Source organism: Apilactobacillus apisilvae, assembly GCF_023380225.1.
GTDB classification, from domain to species: domain Bacteria; phylum Bacillota; class Bacilli; order Lactobacillales; family Lactobacillaceae; genus Apilactobacillus; species Apilactobacillus apisilvae.
Window position 1 is genome coordinate 667,338 of record NZ_CP093362.1, and the last position, 17,134, is coordinate 684,471.

9 protein-coding genes and 8 tRNA genes are annotated in these 17,134 nt (G+C 35.2%); 1 reads left to right on the plus strand and 16 read right to left on the minus strand.

The annotated features are described in order from the left end of the window. Window positions 1–23 precede the first annotated feature (23 nt). From fusA to rpsL, 3 genes are all read right to left on the minus strand, one after another. Entirely contained in the window at window positions 24–2,117 is a 2,094-nt protein-coding gene (gene fusA / locus MOO46_RS03515) for an elongation factor G (protein WP_249511602.1), read from the minus strand. Window positions 2,118–2,210: 93 nt separating this feature from the next. After that, window positions 2,211–2,681: a 30S ribosomal protein S7 gene (gene rpsG / locus MOO46_RS03520; RefSeq protein WP_249511603.1), complete on the minus strand. Its 471-nt coding sequence runs from the start codon at window positions 2,679–2,681 to the stop codon at window positions 2,211–2,213. A gap of 34 nt (window positions 2,682–2,715) precedes the next feature. Continuing rightward, on the minus strand, window positions 2,716–3,129 hold the full coding sequence (gene rpsL, locus MOO46_RS03525; protein WP_249511604.1) for a 30S ribosomal protein S12: 414 nt from the start codon (window positions 3,127–3,129) through the stop codon (window positions 2,716–2,718). A 215-nt stretch (window positions 3,130–3,344) separates the two neighbouring features. Here rpsL and MOO46_RS07940 point away from each other — a divergent pair, with 215 nt between their 5' ends. Next, the gene (locus MOO46_RS07940; protein ID WP_396121417.1) at window positions 3,345–3,977 is read left to right on the plus strand and encodes a prepilin peptidase; all 633 of its coding nucleotides are present in this window, start codon (window positions 3,345–3,347) and stop codon (window positions 3,975–3,977) included. A 35-nt stretch (window positions 3,978–4,012) separates the two neighbouring features. Here MOO46_RS07940 and rpoC read toward each other — a convergent pair whose 3' ends face one another. The 13 genes from rpoC to serS all read right to left on the minus strand — a co-directional run bounded on the left by rpoC (window position 4,013) and on the right by serS (window position 16,936). Further along, window positions 4,013–7,672 (minus strand): DNA-directed RNA polymerase subunit beta', encoded by a 3,660-nt coding sequence (rpoC, locus tag MOO46_RS03530; RefSeq protein ID WP_249511605.1) that lies wholly within the window; start codon window positions 7,670–7,672, stop codon window positions 4,013–4,015. A 17-nt stretch (window positions 7,673–7,689) separates the two neighbouring features. Then, on the minus strand, window positions 7,690–11,286 hold the full coding sequence (gene rpoB / locus MOO46_RS03535) for a DNA-directed RNA polymerase subunit beta (protein ID WP_249511606.1): 3,597 nt from the start codon (window positions 11,284–11,286) through the stop codon (window positions 7,690–7,692). 263 nt (window positions 11,287–11,549) lie between these two features. Next, window positions 11,550–14,069, minus strand: coding sequence for an ATP-dependent Clp protease ATP-binding subunit (locus tag MOO46_RS03540; RefSeq protein WP_249511607.1), 2,520 nt, complete (start codon window positions 14,067–14,069; stop codon window positions 11,550–11,552). A 16-nt stretch (window positions 14,070–14,085) separates the two neighbouring features. Next, window positions 14,086–14,553, minus strand: coding sequence for a CtsR family transcriptional regulator (locus MOO46_RS03545; protein ID WP_249511608.1), 468 nt, complete (start codon window positions 14,551–14,553; stop codon window positions 14,086–14,088). A 175-nt stretch (window positions 14,554–14,728) separates the two neighbouring features. Continuing rightward, window positions 14,729–14,802 (minus strand) — tRNA-Pro (locus MOO46_RS03550). An 11-nt stretch (window positions 14,803–14,813) separates the two neighbouring features. After that, window positions 14,814–14,887, minus strand: a tRNA-Arg gene (locus tag MOO46_RS03555). A 21-nt stretch (window positions 14,888–14,908) separates the two neighbouring features. Next, window positions 14,909–14,994, minus strand: a tRNA-Leu gene (locus MOO46_RS03560). A 20-nt stretch (window positions 14,995–15,014) separates the two neighbouring features. Then, window positions 15,015–15,086 (minus strand) — tRNA-Gly (locus MOO46_RS03565). A gap of 3 nt (window positions 15,087–15,089) precedes the next feature. Continuing rightward, a tRNA-Thr gene (locus MOO46_RS03570) sits at window positions 15,090–15,163 on the minus strand. A gap of 18 nt (window positions 15,164–15,181) precedes the next feature. Continuing rightward, window positions 15,182–15,265 (minus strand) — tRNA-Leu (locus MOO46_RS03575). Window positions 15,266–15,287: 22 nt separating this feature from the next. Continuing rightward, window positions 15,288–15,360: transfer RNA gene (locus MOO46_RS03580), tRNA-Lys, on the minus strand. A gap of 2 nt (window positions 15,361–15,362) precedes the next feature. Continuing rightward, a tRNA-Val gene (locus tag MOO46_RS03585) sits at window positions 15,363–15,435 on the minus strand. 217 nt (window positions 15,436–15,652) lie between these two features. After that, window positions 15,653–16,936, minus strand: a complete 1,284-nt coding sequence (serS, locus tag MOO46_RS03590) for a serine--tRNA ligase (protein WP_249511609.1) — start codon at window positions 16,934–16,936, stop codon at window positions 15,653–15,655. Between the last annotated feature and the right edge of the window lie 198 nt (window positions 16,937–17,134).

Here is a 17,134-nt window from a genome sequence, read left to right on the forward strand (position 1 = left end):
ATAAATTCAACACTTTTTTAAAATTATTTTTCAGCACCATTTTTTTCAATAATTTCTTCTTGAATAGCCTTAGGAACAGCTGAATAGTGATCAAATGTCATTGAGAAAGTACCTCTACCTTGTGAAGCTGAACGTAAAGTAGTAGCATAACCAAACATTTCTGATAATGGAACAAATGCATGAATAAGTTGTGCCTTATTTCTAACTTCCATACCTTCAACACTACCACGACGAGAAGTAACTTGTCCCATAACATCACCCATGTATTCTTCAGGGATAACAATGTCTACTTTCATAATTGGTTCTAAAATAACTGGACCAGCGCTCTTAGCAGCATTCTTAAGCGCAATTGATGCAGCAACCTTAAATGCAGCTTCAGATGAATCGACATCATGATAACTACCATCAAATAACTTAGCCTTAACATCAATTAATGGATAACCAGCAAGAACCCCATTATCCATTGATTCTTTTAGACCTTGTTCTACAGCAGGAATAAATTCACGAGGAACAACCCCACCAACAATGGCATTTTCAAATTCGAAACCTTTACCAGTTTCATTTGGAGTGAATTCAATCCAAACATCACCATATTGACCTTTACCACCAGATTGACGAATAAATTTACCTTGTGCCTTAGTTGGCTTAGTAAATGCTTCTCTGTAAGCAACTTGTGGTTCACCAATAGTAGCTTCCACATTAAATTCACGTTTCATACGATCAATAATGATATTTAGGTGAAGTTCACCCATACCAGCGATAATTGTTTCACCAGTTTCAGGGTTAGTTTCAGCCTTGAAAGTTGGATCTTCTTCAGCAAGTTTTTGTAAAGCAATATCCATCTTATCTTGGTCGGCCTTAGTCTTAGGTTCAACAGAAACACTAATAACTGGGTCTGGGAATACCATTGATTCAAGGTGTAATGGATGCTTTTGATCAGTTAAAGAATCACCAGTAGTAGTGTTCTTCAAACCAATAGCAGCAGCAATATCACCAGAGAATACTTCAGGAATTTCTTTTCTATGGTTTGAATGCATTTGTAGCAAACGACCAACACGTTCACGTTTATCCTTAGTTGCATTAAGAACGTATGAACCAGCTTCAAGAGTACCTTGGTATACACGAATATAAGTTAAACGACCAACATATGGATCAGTTGCAACTTTAAATGCTAATGAAGCAAATGGTTTACTATCATCAGCTTTAAGTTCAACATCTTCTCCACTTTCAGGGTCAGTAGCCTTATAAGGACGTACATCTAATGGTGATGGTAAGTATTCAAGAACAGCATCCATTAACATTTGGATACCCTTATTCTTAAATGCTGAACCAGCTAGAACTGGGAAGAATTCAAGGTTTAATGTACCCTTACGGATAGCAGCCTTAATTTCATCATTTGAAATTTCTTCACCTTCAAGGTATTTGTCCATAACATCATCATCGATATCAGCAACGGCTTCAATTAATGATTGACGAGCTTTATTAGCTGCATCTTTATATTCATCAGGAACATCAACAGTATCCCACTTTGCACCTAACTTATCTTCATCATAAATATCAGCTTTCATATCGATTAAATCGATAACACCTTCAAATGTATCTTCTTTACCAATAGGAATTTGGATAGCATGTGCATTAGCATCTAAACGATCATGTAATGATTGAACTGATGCAGCAAAGTCAGCACCTAACTTATCCATCTTGTTAGCAAAAACAATACGAGGAACATTATATTCTGAAGCTTGACGCCAAACAGTTTCTGTTTGTGGTTCAACACCAGCGGCAGCATCAAGAATAGTAATGGAACCATCTAGAACACGTAATGAACGTTCAACTTCGGCAGTAAAGTCAACGTGTCCTGGAGTATCAATAATATTGATACGGTAGTCTTTCCATTGAGCAGTAGTAGCAGCAGAAGTGATAGTAATACCACGTTCTTGTTCTTGTACCATCCAATCCATTTGTGAAGCACCATCATGAGTTTCACCAATTTTGTGGATTCTACCAGTATAGTACAAAATACGTTCAGTAGCAGTTGTTTTACCAGCATCAATATGAGCAGTGATACCAATATTACGTGTTTTTTCTAATGGGAATTCACGTTTGTTGTTAGCCATTAAAATGTTTCTCCTCTCAAATAATTCACTTTTTTAAAAAAGTGGCTAATACCATTAGCCACTAATTAATTGTACATTAAGTACAAATTTATATTACCAACGGTAGTGAGCAAATGCACGGTTAGCTTCTGCCATCTTATGAGTGTCTTCACGTTTCTTAACTGAAGCACCTGTATTGTTAGAAGCATCAATGATTTCGCGTCCTAGACGTTCAACCATAGTGTGTTCACCACGTAGACGTGCGTAGTTTACAATCCAACGTAAACCTAATGTAACACGACGATCAGGACGTACTTCGATAGGAACTTGGTAGTTTGATCCACCAACACGACGAGCCTTAACTTCTAGTACAGGCATAACGTTTTTCATAGCTTCTTCGAATACATCAACTGCTTCGTTTCCAGTTTCTTTCTTAATAAGGTCAAATGCACCATATAAAATTTCTGTAGCAGTTCCCTTTTTACCATCTAACATCAAACGATTGATTAAACTAGCAACCATTTTTGAGTTATAAATTGGATCAGGAAGAACTTCACGTTGTTGAACATTTCCTTTTCTTGGCATTAAAAAATCCTCCTTGTATTATAGCTTATAAAATTTATTCTTTAGGTTTCTTAGTACCGTATTTTGAACGACCTTGACGACGATCAGTAACACCAGCAGTATCTAATGCACCACGGACGATATGATAACGAACACCAGGTAAATCCTTAACACGACCACCACGAATTAAAACAACACTATGTTCTTGAAGATTATGACCAACACCAGGAATGTAAGCAGTAACTTCAATTAAGTTTGATAATCTAACACGAGCATACTTACGTAAAGCTGAGTTAGGCTTCTTTGGAGTCATAGTACCAACACGAGTTGCTACTCCACGTTTTTGAGGAGCAGGATTGTTGGTTTGCTTCTTCTTGTAACTGTTATACCCATGGTTTAAAGCTGGGGCTTTTGATTTAGAACTTCTAGAATGACGACCTTTACGTACTAATTGATTAATAGTAGGCATCTAAAAATTCCTCCTTCCGAAAATTTTTTATATTATATAAGTCCACACATCCAGGTGGTTCTTTTTATGATGAATCTCACCGAATGATTAAGCACTTAATAATATTAACACGCAATAAAAATCTGGTCAATGCAATTTAATATATTTTATTTACGTATATTTATCTTGTAGGAGATGATAAAATTCAAATATTTATTTTAATATTATTCAGTGCAATCTTGGGATCATTTATTGCACTAGCTGAATGCCGAACTAACCGTAATGAATCAATTATTTATCCAAGATCACACTGTGATTATTGTAATTACACTTTACAGTGGTTTGATTTAATTCCCATTGTTAGTTATATATTTTTAATGGGAAAATGCCGGGAATGTAAAAGAAAAATTAGTATTTCATTTTTTATGATTGAAATACTATCCATATTAATTAACGTTCTTTTTTATTTGAAAACTAACAGTTTAATTTATGTCCCATTCATTTTATGTTTAATTTTTCTTTCATTACAGGATTTTCATAAAAAGTATGTTTCATTGTATGCAATTATTATTTTATTAGTAATTGCAATTACAATTAATTATGATTTATTCAAAATATTAATTATTTTTTCTATTTATTTAGTTTTGACCATTTTAAATAGGTATGGAAAATTTATTGGAAGTGCAGATATTGATATTATTTGTATATGTGCGATAGTTTTTGATGTAAATACATTAATTAATATTGTCTTAATATCATCTTCTTTATGTCTAATATTTTTTGTATATTTTAAAAACAAAGAAAATAAGCTCCCTTTTGTGCCATTTATTTTTGCAGGTATCATAATATCTATATGTATACAAAAATAGCAATCACATATTAGTGATTGCTATTTTTTTAAACACTATTTATTATTTACATCTTCAGGATTCATACGTTCATCAATTTCACTAATTGAATAAACATCTTCTGAACTATTATCCTTTGCCTTACCTTCAACTTCTGGTTCAATACGACCATAAGTCTTCATACCAGTACCAGCAGGAATTAACTTACCAATAATAACATTTTCCTTTAGACCAACTAATGGATCGTTCTTACCACGAATAGCAGCATCAGTCAATACACGAGTAGTTTCTTGGAATGAAGCAGCTGATAAGAAACTGTTAGTTTCTAGAGCGGCTTTAGTAATTCCTAAGATTACCGGACGTGATGTAGCTGGAATTTTACCAGAGATAACTGCATCTGCATTAGCATTCTTAAAGTCATCGATATCCATTAATGTTCCAGGAAGAACATCAGTATCACCAGCATCCATGATTCTTACTTTACGTAGCATTTGACGAACCATGATTTCGGCATGCTTATCACTAACTTCCACCCCTTGCATACGGTAAGTCTTTTGAACTTCACTTAGCAAGTAAACTTCAGTTGATAATGAATCGCGAACTTTAATTAATTCTTTAGGATCGATAGAACCTTCATTAATTGCTCCACCACGGCGAATGAAGTCACCTTCAACAACATTCATACGTGCATTGATTGGAACTTTGTAAGTTCTAGTATCAGAATCACCTTTAATAGTTACTTCTTTAACTCTTTCAGCAGGGTTTTCTTCAATTAAGTCAACTGTACCTGTAACTTCAGAAATTTCTGCTTTACCTTTAGGATTTCTAGCTTCAAAAATTTCTTGAACACGAGGAAGTCCTTGAGTAATATCAGCATTACCAGCAACACCACCGGTATGGAAGTTTCTCATAGTTAACTGAGTACCAGGTTCACCAATTGATTGGGCAGCAACTGTACCAACAGCTTCTCCAACTTCTACAGGAGAACCGGTTGCCAAGTTACGACCATAACATTTTTCACAAACCCCGTGAACAGTATTACAAGTAAATGCTGAACGAATTTCAACTTCTTTAATATCGGCATCCATAATAGCTTGAGCCTCAGGTTCATTAATCATTTGGTTATGTTTAACAATAACTTCGCCTGTTTCAGGATTCTTAATAGTCTTCATTGCGTAACGACCAAGAATTCTATCGTAAAGAGGTTCGATCATTTCATTACCTTGTTTCAAGGCAGTAACAATAACACCACGATCAGTACCACAATCTTCTTCACGAATAATAACATCTTGAGCAACATCAACTAAACGACGAGTTAAGTAACCTGAGTTGGCAGTCTTCAAAGCAGTATCGGTCATACCTTTACGAGCACCGTGGGTAGAAATAAACATTTCCAAAACAGATAATCCTTCACGGAAGTTAGCAGTAATAGGTAATTCCATGATTTCACCATTAGGAGCGGCCATCAATCCACGCATACCAGCAAGTTGAGTAAAGTTTGAAATGTTACCACGAGCACCAGAATCACTCATCATAAAGATAGGGTTTTGAGGATCAAAACTCTCCATCAATTTATTTTGAATGTCATCCTTAGCATCACTCCAGATACCAATAACTCTTTCATAACGTTCATGATCAGTAATCAAACCACGACGGAATTGTTTAGTAACATTATCAACTTTTTTATGAGATTCAGTAATAATTTCAGGCTTTTCTTTTAAATCAGTAACGTCAGTTATTCCAACAGTTAAGCCTGATTTAGTTGATTCATTGTAACCTAAATCTTTAATCTTATCTAATAAATGTGAAGTTTCAGTTACTTTATATTGCTTGTAAACTTCAGCAATAATATCTGATAAGAAACCTTTTTTGAATGATCCATTAATTGGAGCATTCTTTAAATGTTCATGAATATCTTCACCAGGTTCTAAGAAGAACTTGTCAGATAAATGACCATGTAAATTAGTATCTGTAGGTTCATTTAGGTAAGTAAATGAACTTGGAAGAATACCATTAAAAATAATCTTACCGATAGTAGTAACTAAAATTTTGTCTCTTTGTTCATCTGTAAATGGTTTATTTGGCATTGACTTAGCAGCAATTCCAACACGAGTATGCCAATGAGTCAAACCACTTTGATATGATAACTTAGCTTCTTCTGGAGTATTGAAGATCATACCTTCACCTTCACGTCCAGCTTCTTCCATAGTTAAATAGTAGTTACCAATAACCATATCTTGAGATGGTGTAACAATTGGATTACCATCACGAGGTGCCAAAATATGAGTAGCAGCTAACATCAATAGTCTTGATTCAGCTTGAGCTTCATCAGATAAAGGAACATGAATAGCCATTTGGTCCCCATCAAAATCGGCATTGTAAGCTTCACAAGCTAATGGATGAAGACGCATTGCTTTACCTGAAACTAAAACTGGCTCGAAAGCTTGAATTCCAAGTCTATGAAGAGTAGGTGCACGGTTTAATAGAACTGGATGTTCTTTAATAACATCTTCTAATACATCAAAAACTTCTTCATCTTTACGTTCAATTTGACGTTTAGCTGATTTAATATTTGATGCAATTTCTCTAGAAACTAGTTCTTTCATAACAAATGGCTTGAATAATTCAAGTGCCATTGGAACTGGTAGTCCCATTTGGTTAAATTTCAAGAATGGTCCAACATCAATAACTGAACGACCAGAATAGTCAACACGTTTACCAAGTAAGTTTTGTCTGAAACGACCTTGCTTACCTTTTAGCATATGTGAAAGTGACTTCAAAGGTCTATTACCTGGTCCGGCAACTGGACGACCACGACGACCATTATCAATCAAAGCATCAACAGCTTCTTGTAGCATACGTTTTTCATTTTGAACGATGATACCAGGAGCATGTAAATCTAATAATCGCTTCAAACGGTTATTACGGTTAATAACACGACGATATAAATCGTTCAAATCAGAAGTCGCAAAACGGCCACCTTCAAGTTGAACCATAGGTCTTAAGTCAGGTGGAACAACTGGAATTGCTTCCATAATCATCCAAGTTAAATCATTACCTGATTGAACGAATGATTCAAGAATATCTAGTCTTCTAACAGCACGAACACGTTTTTGACCGGTAGCTTTCTTTAATTGGTCTTTTAATTCAGCAACTTCTTTCTTAACATCAACATTGTTAAGTAAGGTTCTTATAGCTTCAGCACCAATCTTACCTTCAAAACGGTTACCATATTCTTGTTTCTTTTGACGATAGTCTTGTTCTGACATAAGTTGTTTATTTTCTAGTGGTGTATCACCAGGATCAGTAACAACGTATGATGCAAAGTAGATAATTTCTTCCAATGCACGAGGACTCATATCTAAAATAAGTCCCATACGACTTGGAATACCTTTAAAGTACCAAATATGAGTAACTGGAGCAGCTAATTCAATGTGTCCCATACGTTCACGACGTACTTTTGAACGAGTAACTTCAACTCCACAGCGATCACAAACGATACCCTTATATCTAATACGTTTATATTTACCACAAGCACATTCCCAGTCTTTAGTTGGACCGAAAATTCTTTCATCGAATAAACCATCTTTTTCTGGTTTTAGAGTTCTATAGTTAATGGTTTCTGGTTTTTTAACTTCACCAAATGACCAACTACGAATCTTGTCAGAAGATGCTAAACCGATTTGCATGCTTGAAAATTTATTTACATCGACCAATGGATAGTCCCCTTTCTTTATTCCTTAGTGTTGGTATTTGTTTTGTCAGCTTTAGCATTTTCTTGTTCTTGTTGTTCAGCCTTTTGTTTTTCAGCAAGCTTACTTAAAGCATCAACATTAACAACTTCATCATCTTCGCCATCTAAGTCACGAAGTTCGATTTCTTTGTCATCTGAATCAAGAACTTTCATATCTAATCCTAATGCTTGTAATTCTTTAACTAGAACACGGAATGATTCAGGAACACCTGGCTTAGGAATTGGTTCACCTTTAACAATTGCTTCATAAGTCTTAACACGTCCAACAACATCATCAGATTTATAAGTTAAGATTTCTTGCAATGTATAAGCAGCACCGTAAGCTTCAAGAGCCCAAACTTCCATTTCACCAAAACGTTGTCCACCAAATTGTGCTTTACCACCAAGTGGTTGTTGAGTAACTAGTGAATATGGTCCAATAGCACGGGCATGAATCTTGTCATCAACCATGTGAGCAAGTTTCAAGTAGTGCATTACACCAACAGCAACACGTTTATCAAATGGTTCACCAGTACGTCCATCATAAACGATTGATTTACCATCTGAAGCCATTCCAGCTTCTTTAACAGCCCCCCAAATATCAGTGTCACGAGCACCATCGAAAACAGGAGTACTTACATGAATACCTAATTTTCTTGCTGCCATACCTAAATGCAATTCAAGAACTTGTCCAATATTCATACGGGAAGGCACACCCATAGGACTCAATAAAATATCTACGGGAGTTCCATCTGGTAAGTAAGGCATATCTTCTTCAGGGATAACAATAGATACGGTACCTTTGTTACCATGACGACCAGACATCTTGTCCCCTACTTGAATTTTACGTTTTTGAGCAATGTATACACGAACCATCTTATTTACACCTGGAGATAGTTCATCACCATTTTTTCTAGTAAATACTTTTACATCTTGAACAATACCGCCACCACCGTGAGGTACTCGTAATGAAGTATCACGAACTTCACGTGATTTTTCACCAAAAATGGCATGTAGTAATCTTTCTTCGGCTGATAACTCAGTTACACCCTTAGGAGTTACTTTACCAACTAAAATATCACCATCATGAACTTCAGCACCAACACGAATAGTTCCTTCTTCGTTAAGATCCTTTAATGAATCTTCACCAACGTTAGGAATTTCTCTAGTCATTTCTTCAGGCCCAAGTTTAGTATCTCTAGTTTCTGATTCGTATTCTTCAATATGAATTGAAGTATATACATCATCACGAACTAATCTTTCTGAGATACCGATGGCATCTTCGAAGTTATAACCTTGCCAAGTCATAAATGCAACAACTGGATTTTGTCCTAGTGCTAATTCTCCATTTTCCATTGAAGGACCATCAGCTAGAATTTCATCAGCATCAACATGATCATTTGCACGAACAATTGGACGTTGGTTGTAGTTTTTACCACCATTGGAACGTTGGAATTTCATCAATTTGTAAGTGTCTAATGTCCCATCTTCACGACGAACACGAACTTCTTCAGCATCAACATATTCAACATTACCTGGATGTTTACAAATTAAGGCAACTCCAGAATCATGAGCAGCTTTGTATTCAATTCCAGTTCCAACTAATGGAGCATGTGGATTAACCAAAGGAACTGCTTGGCGTTGCATATTAGCACCCATTAAAGCACGGTTAGAATCATCATTTTCCAAGAAAGGAATACATGCAGTCGCAACTGAAACTACTTGCTTAGGTGAAACATCCATGTAATCGACGTTTTCAATTTTAGTTTCAATATTGTTGGACTTATATCTAGCCATAACGATATCATTTGAAAATGAACCGTCTTCATCTAATGGAGAGTTAGCTTGTGCAACCACAAAGTTATCTTCTTCATCTGCTGATAAGTAATCAATCTTATCAGTAACCTTATGAGTATCCCATGAAACACGACGATATGGAGTTTCAATAAATCCATATTTATTGATCTTAGCATAGCTTGAAAGTGAGTTAATCAAACCAATATTAGGACCTTCAGGTGTTTCAATTGGACAAATACGGCCATAGTGAGTGTAGTGAACATCACGAACTTCATATCCAGCACGGTCTCTAGTTAAACCACCAGGTCCCAATGCAGATAGACGACGTTTATGAGTTAATTCACCTAATGGGTTGGTTTGATCCATGAATTGAGATAGTTGTGAAGAACCAAAAAATTCTTTGATAGATGCTACAACTGGACGAATGTTAATTAATTGTTGTGGCGTAACGGTACTAGTATCTTGAATAGACATACGTTCACGTACAACACGTTCCATTCGTGCTAAACCAATTCTAAATTGATTTTGTAATAATTCACCAACTGAACGAATACGACGATTACCCAAGTGATCGATATCATCTGGTTCACCAATTCCTTCTTGTAGATTGAAGAAGTAGTTAATTGAAGAAACAATATCGGCAGGAGTAATGTGTTGATAGTCTAATGGAATATTGTCATTACCAATTACATTAACAACATGGTCTGGATCAGTTTCTGATTGAACCTTAATGATTTGTACAGTCATTGGTTCAGGAACAACTGATTGCTCTGAAGGATTGAATGTATAAGCTTTAAAGTCTTCACGATCCAAGTATGAACTTAGAGTCTTCATAACATTTTTATCTATGACTGTTCCCTTGTTAGCAATAATTTCACCAGTATCAGGATCTGCTAAAGTTTCAGCAAGAGTTAAACCTAATAAACGAGTCTTTAAACTTAGCTTGTTATTAGTTTTGTAACGTCCTACTGGAGCCATATCATAACGCTTGTGATCAAAGAATCTAGTTGTTAGTAAACTACGAGAAGAGTCTGCAGTCTTAGGTTCACCTGGACGTAAACGTTCATAGATATCTTTTAATGATTCTTCAACACGAGAATCTTCAGTATCTTTATGAACATCTTTTTCCAATGTAAGTGATAGACTGTCATTACTACCTAAAATTTGAGTAATTTCATCATCAGAACCGAATCCTAAAGCACGTACTAGTTCAGTGATAGGTAACTTTCTAGTTCTATCAATACGTACATATGAAAGATTCTTAGCATCTGTTTCAAATTCCATCCATGCACCACGGTTAGGAATTACAGTAGTCCCGTATGAGAGACGACCATTTTTGGCTTTTTCTTCATGGAAAAAGACTCCTGGTGAACGTACTAATTGTGAAACGATAACACGTTCAGCACCATTAATGATAAATGTTCCTTGATCAGTCATAAGTGGGAAATCACCAAAGAATACATCTTGAGTTTTAATTTCACCAGTTTCATGATTGGTCAATTTTAAAGTAATATGAAGCGGAGCAGAGTAGTTTGCCTCATGATCTCGTGCTTCAGAAACAGTATACTTAGGTTCTAATAGTTGGTAATCAACAAATTCTAATGAAAGTTTTCCTTGAAAATCGTCAATTGGCATAATGCCATTAAACATTTCACGCAAACCTTCATCTAAAAACCATTTGTATGAATCAGTTTGAATTTCAATTAAATTAGGTAAATCAAGAACTTCCTTGATTTGAGAGTAACTTCTTCGAATACGGTGTTTACCATATTTAACTAAATGTCCTGCCAAGTTCTTCACCTCTCCAAAATATTCTACGAAGGATTATATTACATTTTCATTACAATTAACTTTTTTTGCTTATTTTTACTAAAAATGGGCAAAAAAAAACCAAAATAAGTAAATCAAATAAACTTATTTTTGGTTAATTATAAGCGTGCTCGACGGACAATAGATCGCCAGCACACATTTAACTTCGTAGTTACATATATAGTATAGTATACTTTTAAAAAAACAAAGTCAATAGTTATACAAAAAAAGAGGAAAAATTCCCTCTTTTTGTATTATATTTTTACCGCATTTTTATTATCAGCGTTTTTTTTAGTAATACTAATCTTACCTTTAGAAGCACCAATGCTAATATTATCACCTGGTTTAATTTCTCCAGATAGCATTCCTTCTGAAAGTTTATCTTCAACTTCAGCTTGAATTGTTCTTCTAATTGGACGAGCACCAAATTCCGGATTAAATCCTTTATCAGCAATTAAATCAACAGAACTAGGTGTCATTTTAACGTTAATTCCTTGTGCTCTAACACGATCAAGTAAGTCAGCAGTCATTAGCTTAACAATTTCTTGAACTTGTTTCTTATTAAGTTCATGGAAAATAATTGTTTCATCAATCCGATTTAAGAATTCTGGTCTAAAGAACTTCTTCATTTGAGCTTTAATAGTTGCAGACATAGCCTTATATTGATTTTCTTCTTGGTCTTCAGACTCGGCACCAAAACCAACAGTGGTTTTATCACGAAGAGATGTTGCACCCAAGTTAGAAGTCATAATAAGAACTGTATTTCTAAAGTCAACATGACGACCCTTAGCATCAGTTAAATAACCATCATCTAAAACTTGTAACAATAGATTAAATACATCTGGATGAGCTTTTTCAACTTCATCAAATAAAACTACTGAGTAAGGATGTCTTCTAACCTTTTCAGTTAATTGACCACCTTCATCGTAACCAACATAACCAGGAGCAGAACCAACCATTCGACTAGTTGAAGTTTTTTCCATATATTCAGACATATCAATTCTAATAATATCATCCTTAGAGCCAAACATTTCTTCAGCTAAATCTTTTGCCAATTCAGTTTTACCGACACCAGTAGGTCCTAAGAAGATAAATGATCCAATTGGACGATTTGGATTTTTTAGTCCACTACGTGCTCTTCTAATTGCACGAGAAACAGCAGATACAGCTTCATCTTGACCAATGATTTTTTTATGCAAAATATTTTCTAAGTTAACTAAACGGTTAGCATCCGATTTTTTCATCTTGGTAACTGGAACCCCAGTCCATTCTGAAACAATCTTAGCAACATCTTCACCAGTATCTTTTAACTTGTAATCACGATTTTGCTTAGTTTGTTGTTGTTTAGCCTCTAATTTAGAAACGTCAGATTCAATTTCTAAACGAAGTGCCTGCTCTTTTTCACGAACAGCAACTGCATCTTCAAATTTTTGCTCTTCAATTAATGCTTCCATTTGGTTTTTATATTCATTTAATTTAGCTTCTTTTTCAGATAGCTTATCAGAATCATCTAAATTATCAATTCTTACCATTGCAGCAGATTCATCAATTAAATCAATAGCCTTATCTGGTAAAAATCTATCACTAATATATCTAGTTGATAATTCAACAGCTTTATCAATTGCATCATCAGTGATATTTACTTGATGATGGTCTTCGTACTTAGCACGAATCCCTTTCAAAATTTGTTTAGTTTCTGACTTAGTTGGTTCAGGAACATCAACTGTTTCAAAACGTCTTGCTAAAGCGCCATCTTTTTCAATATGCTTTTGATATTCGTTTAAGGTAGTTGCACCAATAGTTTGAATTTCACCACGAGCTAACGCTGGCTTCAAAATATTAGAAGCATCAATCGCACCTTCAGCACCACCGGCGCCCATTAAAGTATGCAATTCGTCAATAAATAGAATAACATGCCCATCATCTTTAATTTCTTGAATGATTTTCATTAAACGTTTTTCAAACTCACCACGATACTTAGTTCCAGCAACTAAAGTTCCCATTTCAAGCATCATTAAACGCTTATTAGAGATATCTTCTGGAACTTCTTTCTTAACCATTTTACGAGCTAGCCCTTCAACTACAGCTGTTTTACCAACTCCAGCTTCACCTAATAATACTGGATTATTTTTAGTACGACGACTAAGGACTTGAATAACTCGTTTAATAACGCCATCGCGGCCAATTGTAGGATCAATCAAGCCCTCATTAGCTTGTTTAGTCAAATCAGTAGCTAAAGAATCAAGTGTGGGTGTCCCAACTTTCTTTCGAGATTCTCTAGAACCTGGAAATGGAATGTGTTTAGTATTGTTATTATTACCAGAAACACCCATCTTGCGTAATAATACCGTTTTTATATTAGAAATTGAACTATCACCAGAGTTCATACTCCCCAATACCTTACTTGATAAAACATCAGGAGTATCAAGCAATGCTAATAATAAGTGTTCAGTTCCAATTTTAATAGAACCGTACTTTTTAGCTAATTGTCCAGACATTGTCAAAATACTTTGTGACTTTGGAGAATATGGTAAGTAAGTATTCTTATCTGGATCCTTAAAATTACCATAGCCAATCATAAGTTCAATTTCACCTTTAATATCATCTTCAGAAATACCACATTGTTGTAGTGCTGAATAAGCAATACCATTTTTTTCAATTGTTAAAGCTAGTAACAAATGTTCAGTACCAACAGCTTGGTGTCCAAAAGTTTTCGCCTGTTCTTGTGCTAAAATTAAAACGTTCTTTGCACTTGGAGTAAAAATGTTATCCATGAAATAGCCCCACTTTCTAGCTTTTATATCTCAAATCATTCAATATTGAGATCATAATTTTAGCTCTAATTTTATTTTCAAAAACTTTATTGCCAATGGATAAAGTATGCTTATTAGTAGCAGAAATCAATAATTCTGCTTCATTATCAGTAATCAGTTCATTCGCAAGTAAAGTGCCAATTACGGCCTTACCTTCACGCTGAGATATACTATCACCGATTGCAGTAATCAGTGTATCTAAAATATCTAAATTTTCAAGCAACTTAACCTTTTCAATTCTTATATATCCACCACCGCCACGTTTACTTTCAACAGTATAACCATTTTGAATGGTAAATCTAGTTTTTATAACATAGTTAATTTGAGATGGAACAACATCGAAAAGGTTGGCAATGTCAGACCGGCTAATTTCTACTTTTTCATCGTCGGCCAATATCTTCTTTAAATACGCTTCAATAATATCAGAAAGATTTTTACCTTGCATATAAATAACCGTCCCATCTTTGACTAATATTGACTTTTATTATACGGAGTTATGATTCAAATTAAAAGTATTTTGAATTATTCATATACAAAAAATGAGAAAACAACTCAACTACATCTCCACTTTCATATAAAAGTAAGAATTAGTCAAATTATTTTCTCATTATAAAAGATTATCGGGAAGACAGGATTCGAACCTGCGACCCCCTGGTCCCAAACCAGGTGCTCTACCAAGCTGAGCTACTTCCCGAAATAAAAAAATGCACCCAGTAGGACTCGAACCTACAACCTTCTGATTCGTAGTCAGACACTCTATCCAGTTGCGCTATGGGTGCAAAATAATATATTCAATTAAATGCCGAGGACCGGGATCGAACCGGTACGGTTATTACTAACCGCAGGATTTTAAGTCCTGTGCGTCTGCCAATTCCGCCACCCCGGCAGGCATTTTACAATATAAAAAGCGGAAGACGAGATTCGAACTCGCGACCCCCACCATGGCAAGGTGATGTTCTACCACTGAACTACTTCCGCATATGCCGACTAGATGATTCGAACACCCGACCTCTTCATTACTAGTGAAGCGCTCTAGCCAACTGAGCTAAGTCGGCAGTATATGCTGTGCATAATGCGGGCGAAGGGATTCGAACCCCCACTTCCATATAGAAACTAGAACCTAAATCTAGCGCGTCTGCCAGTTCCGCCACGCCCGCAAGTTGCTTTTTTAAATTGTAATGAGCCGTGGCAGGTTCGAACTGCCGACCCTCTGATTAAAAGTCAGATGCTCTACCGGCTGAGCTAACGGCTCAATGGAGGATACAGGGCTCGAACCTGTGACCTCCTGCTTGTAAGGCAGATGCTCTCCCAACTGAGCTAATCCTCCATAAGGTCTTTCCGATAAATTGTCTTAACAAGACAACTATTTAATAATATCACTTAAGTTTTAGAAAGTCAATAACTTTTTTAAATTATATTTTTGCATATCTCAAAAACTCAACAAAAAATAGTATATCTAAAATCAGACCATTTGTCTACCCTATTTTTAAATTTTTTATAAAAAAGAGACAATCATCGAGATTGTCTCAAATTTAAAATAATAATTAGTCTTCTTTTGTAATCTTCTTCATACCATGCATATATGGTTGTAATACTTCTGGAATATCAACAGTTCCGTCTTCATTTTGATAATTCTCCAAAATAGCAGCAACTGTTCTACCAACAGCAAGTCCTGATCCATTTAATGTATGAACATATTGTAATTTACCATTTTCATCACGGTATTGGATATGAGATCTTCTAGCTTGGAAGTCAGTTGTATTTGAGCAACTTGAAATTTCACGATAGCGACCTTGTGCAGGCATCCATACTTCCAAATCATGAGTCATTGCAGCAGTAAAACTCATATCACTAGTAGTTAAAGTAATTACATGGTATGGAATCTTTAATAATTTAAGTAATGATTCAGCATGTTCAGTGATACTTTCTAACGCATCCCATGAATCTTCTGGCTTAGTGAATTGTACCATTTCAACCTTATTAAATTGGTGTAAACGAATTAATCCACGAGTATCACGACCAGCACTACCAGCTTCTGATCTGAATGCAGGTGTTAAAGCAGTAAACTTAACTGGTAATTTTTCGGTTGGAATAACTTCATCGCGATAGTAATTAACCAATGGCACTTCTGCTGTTGGAATCATTGTCAAATCACTGTCAGCAATTTCGAATCCAGCTTTATTTTCTAAGAACTTAGGAAATTGACCAGTTCCATACATTGAGGCTGAATTTACCATGTATGGTGGCAATACTTCTTTATAACCTGCTTTATCATTTTGATCTAAGTAGAAATTATAAACAGCACGTTCTAGCTTAGCACCAGCACCCATATAGTAAACAAAACGACTACCAGCAACTTTAGCACTAGCATCAAAATCTAAAATTCCTAATTTTTCACCAATGTCCCAATGATGTTTGGGTTCGAAGTTGAAATCACGAGTTTTCCCAATTTTACGTAATTCAACAGCACCCTCTTCAGTTAAACTAACTGGAACGTCATCTGCAGGAATATTTGGTAAATGAGCTGCCAAATCTTGTTGGTCTTTTTCTACTTTTTCCAAATCAGCATCTAATTGTTTGATATCAGAACCAACTTGTTTCATTTCATTAATTGCATCAGTTGCATCTTCTTTGTTACGTTTTGCTTCAGCAATTTTTTTAGATGCCTTATTTTTATCAGCTTTTAAAGTTTCGCTCTTAAGAATTAAATCACGGCGTTTTTCGTCATAACCAATTAATTTATCAATTGTTTCAGCTTTAATACCTCTAGTAGCTAACTTATCCTTAATAAAATCAGGATTTTGTCTAATCATTTTCATATCTAACATAATAATAACCTCCCAATGGATAATAAAAAAGAAGGCCTCATCCATTGGGACGAAGACCTTCTTTTCGCGGTACCACCCAAGTTCTTAGTCAAAAATTAACTAAACACTCGTACAATGATAACGGCCATTTACCGTGTAGCATTACCTACCCACTTTTACGTATGTCGGAATTTTCGACTTGTGATTCTCACCAACCAT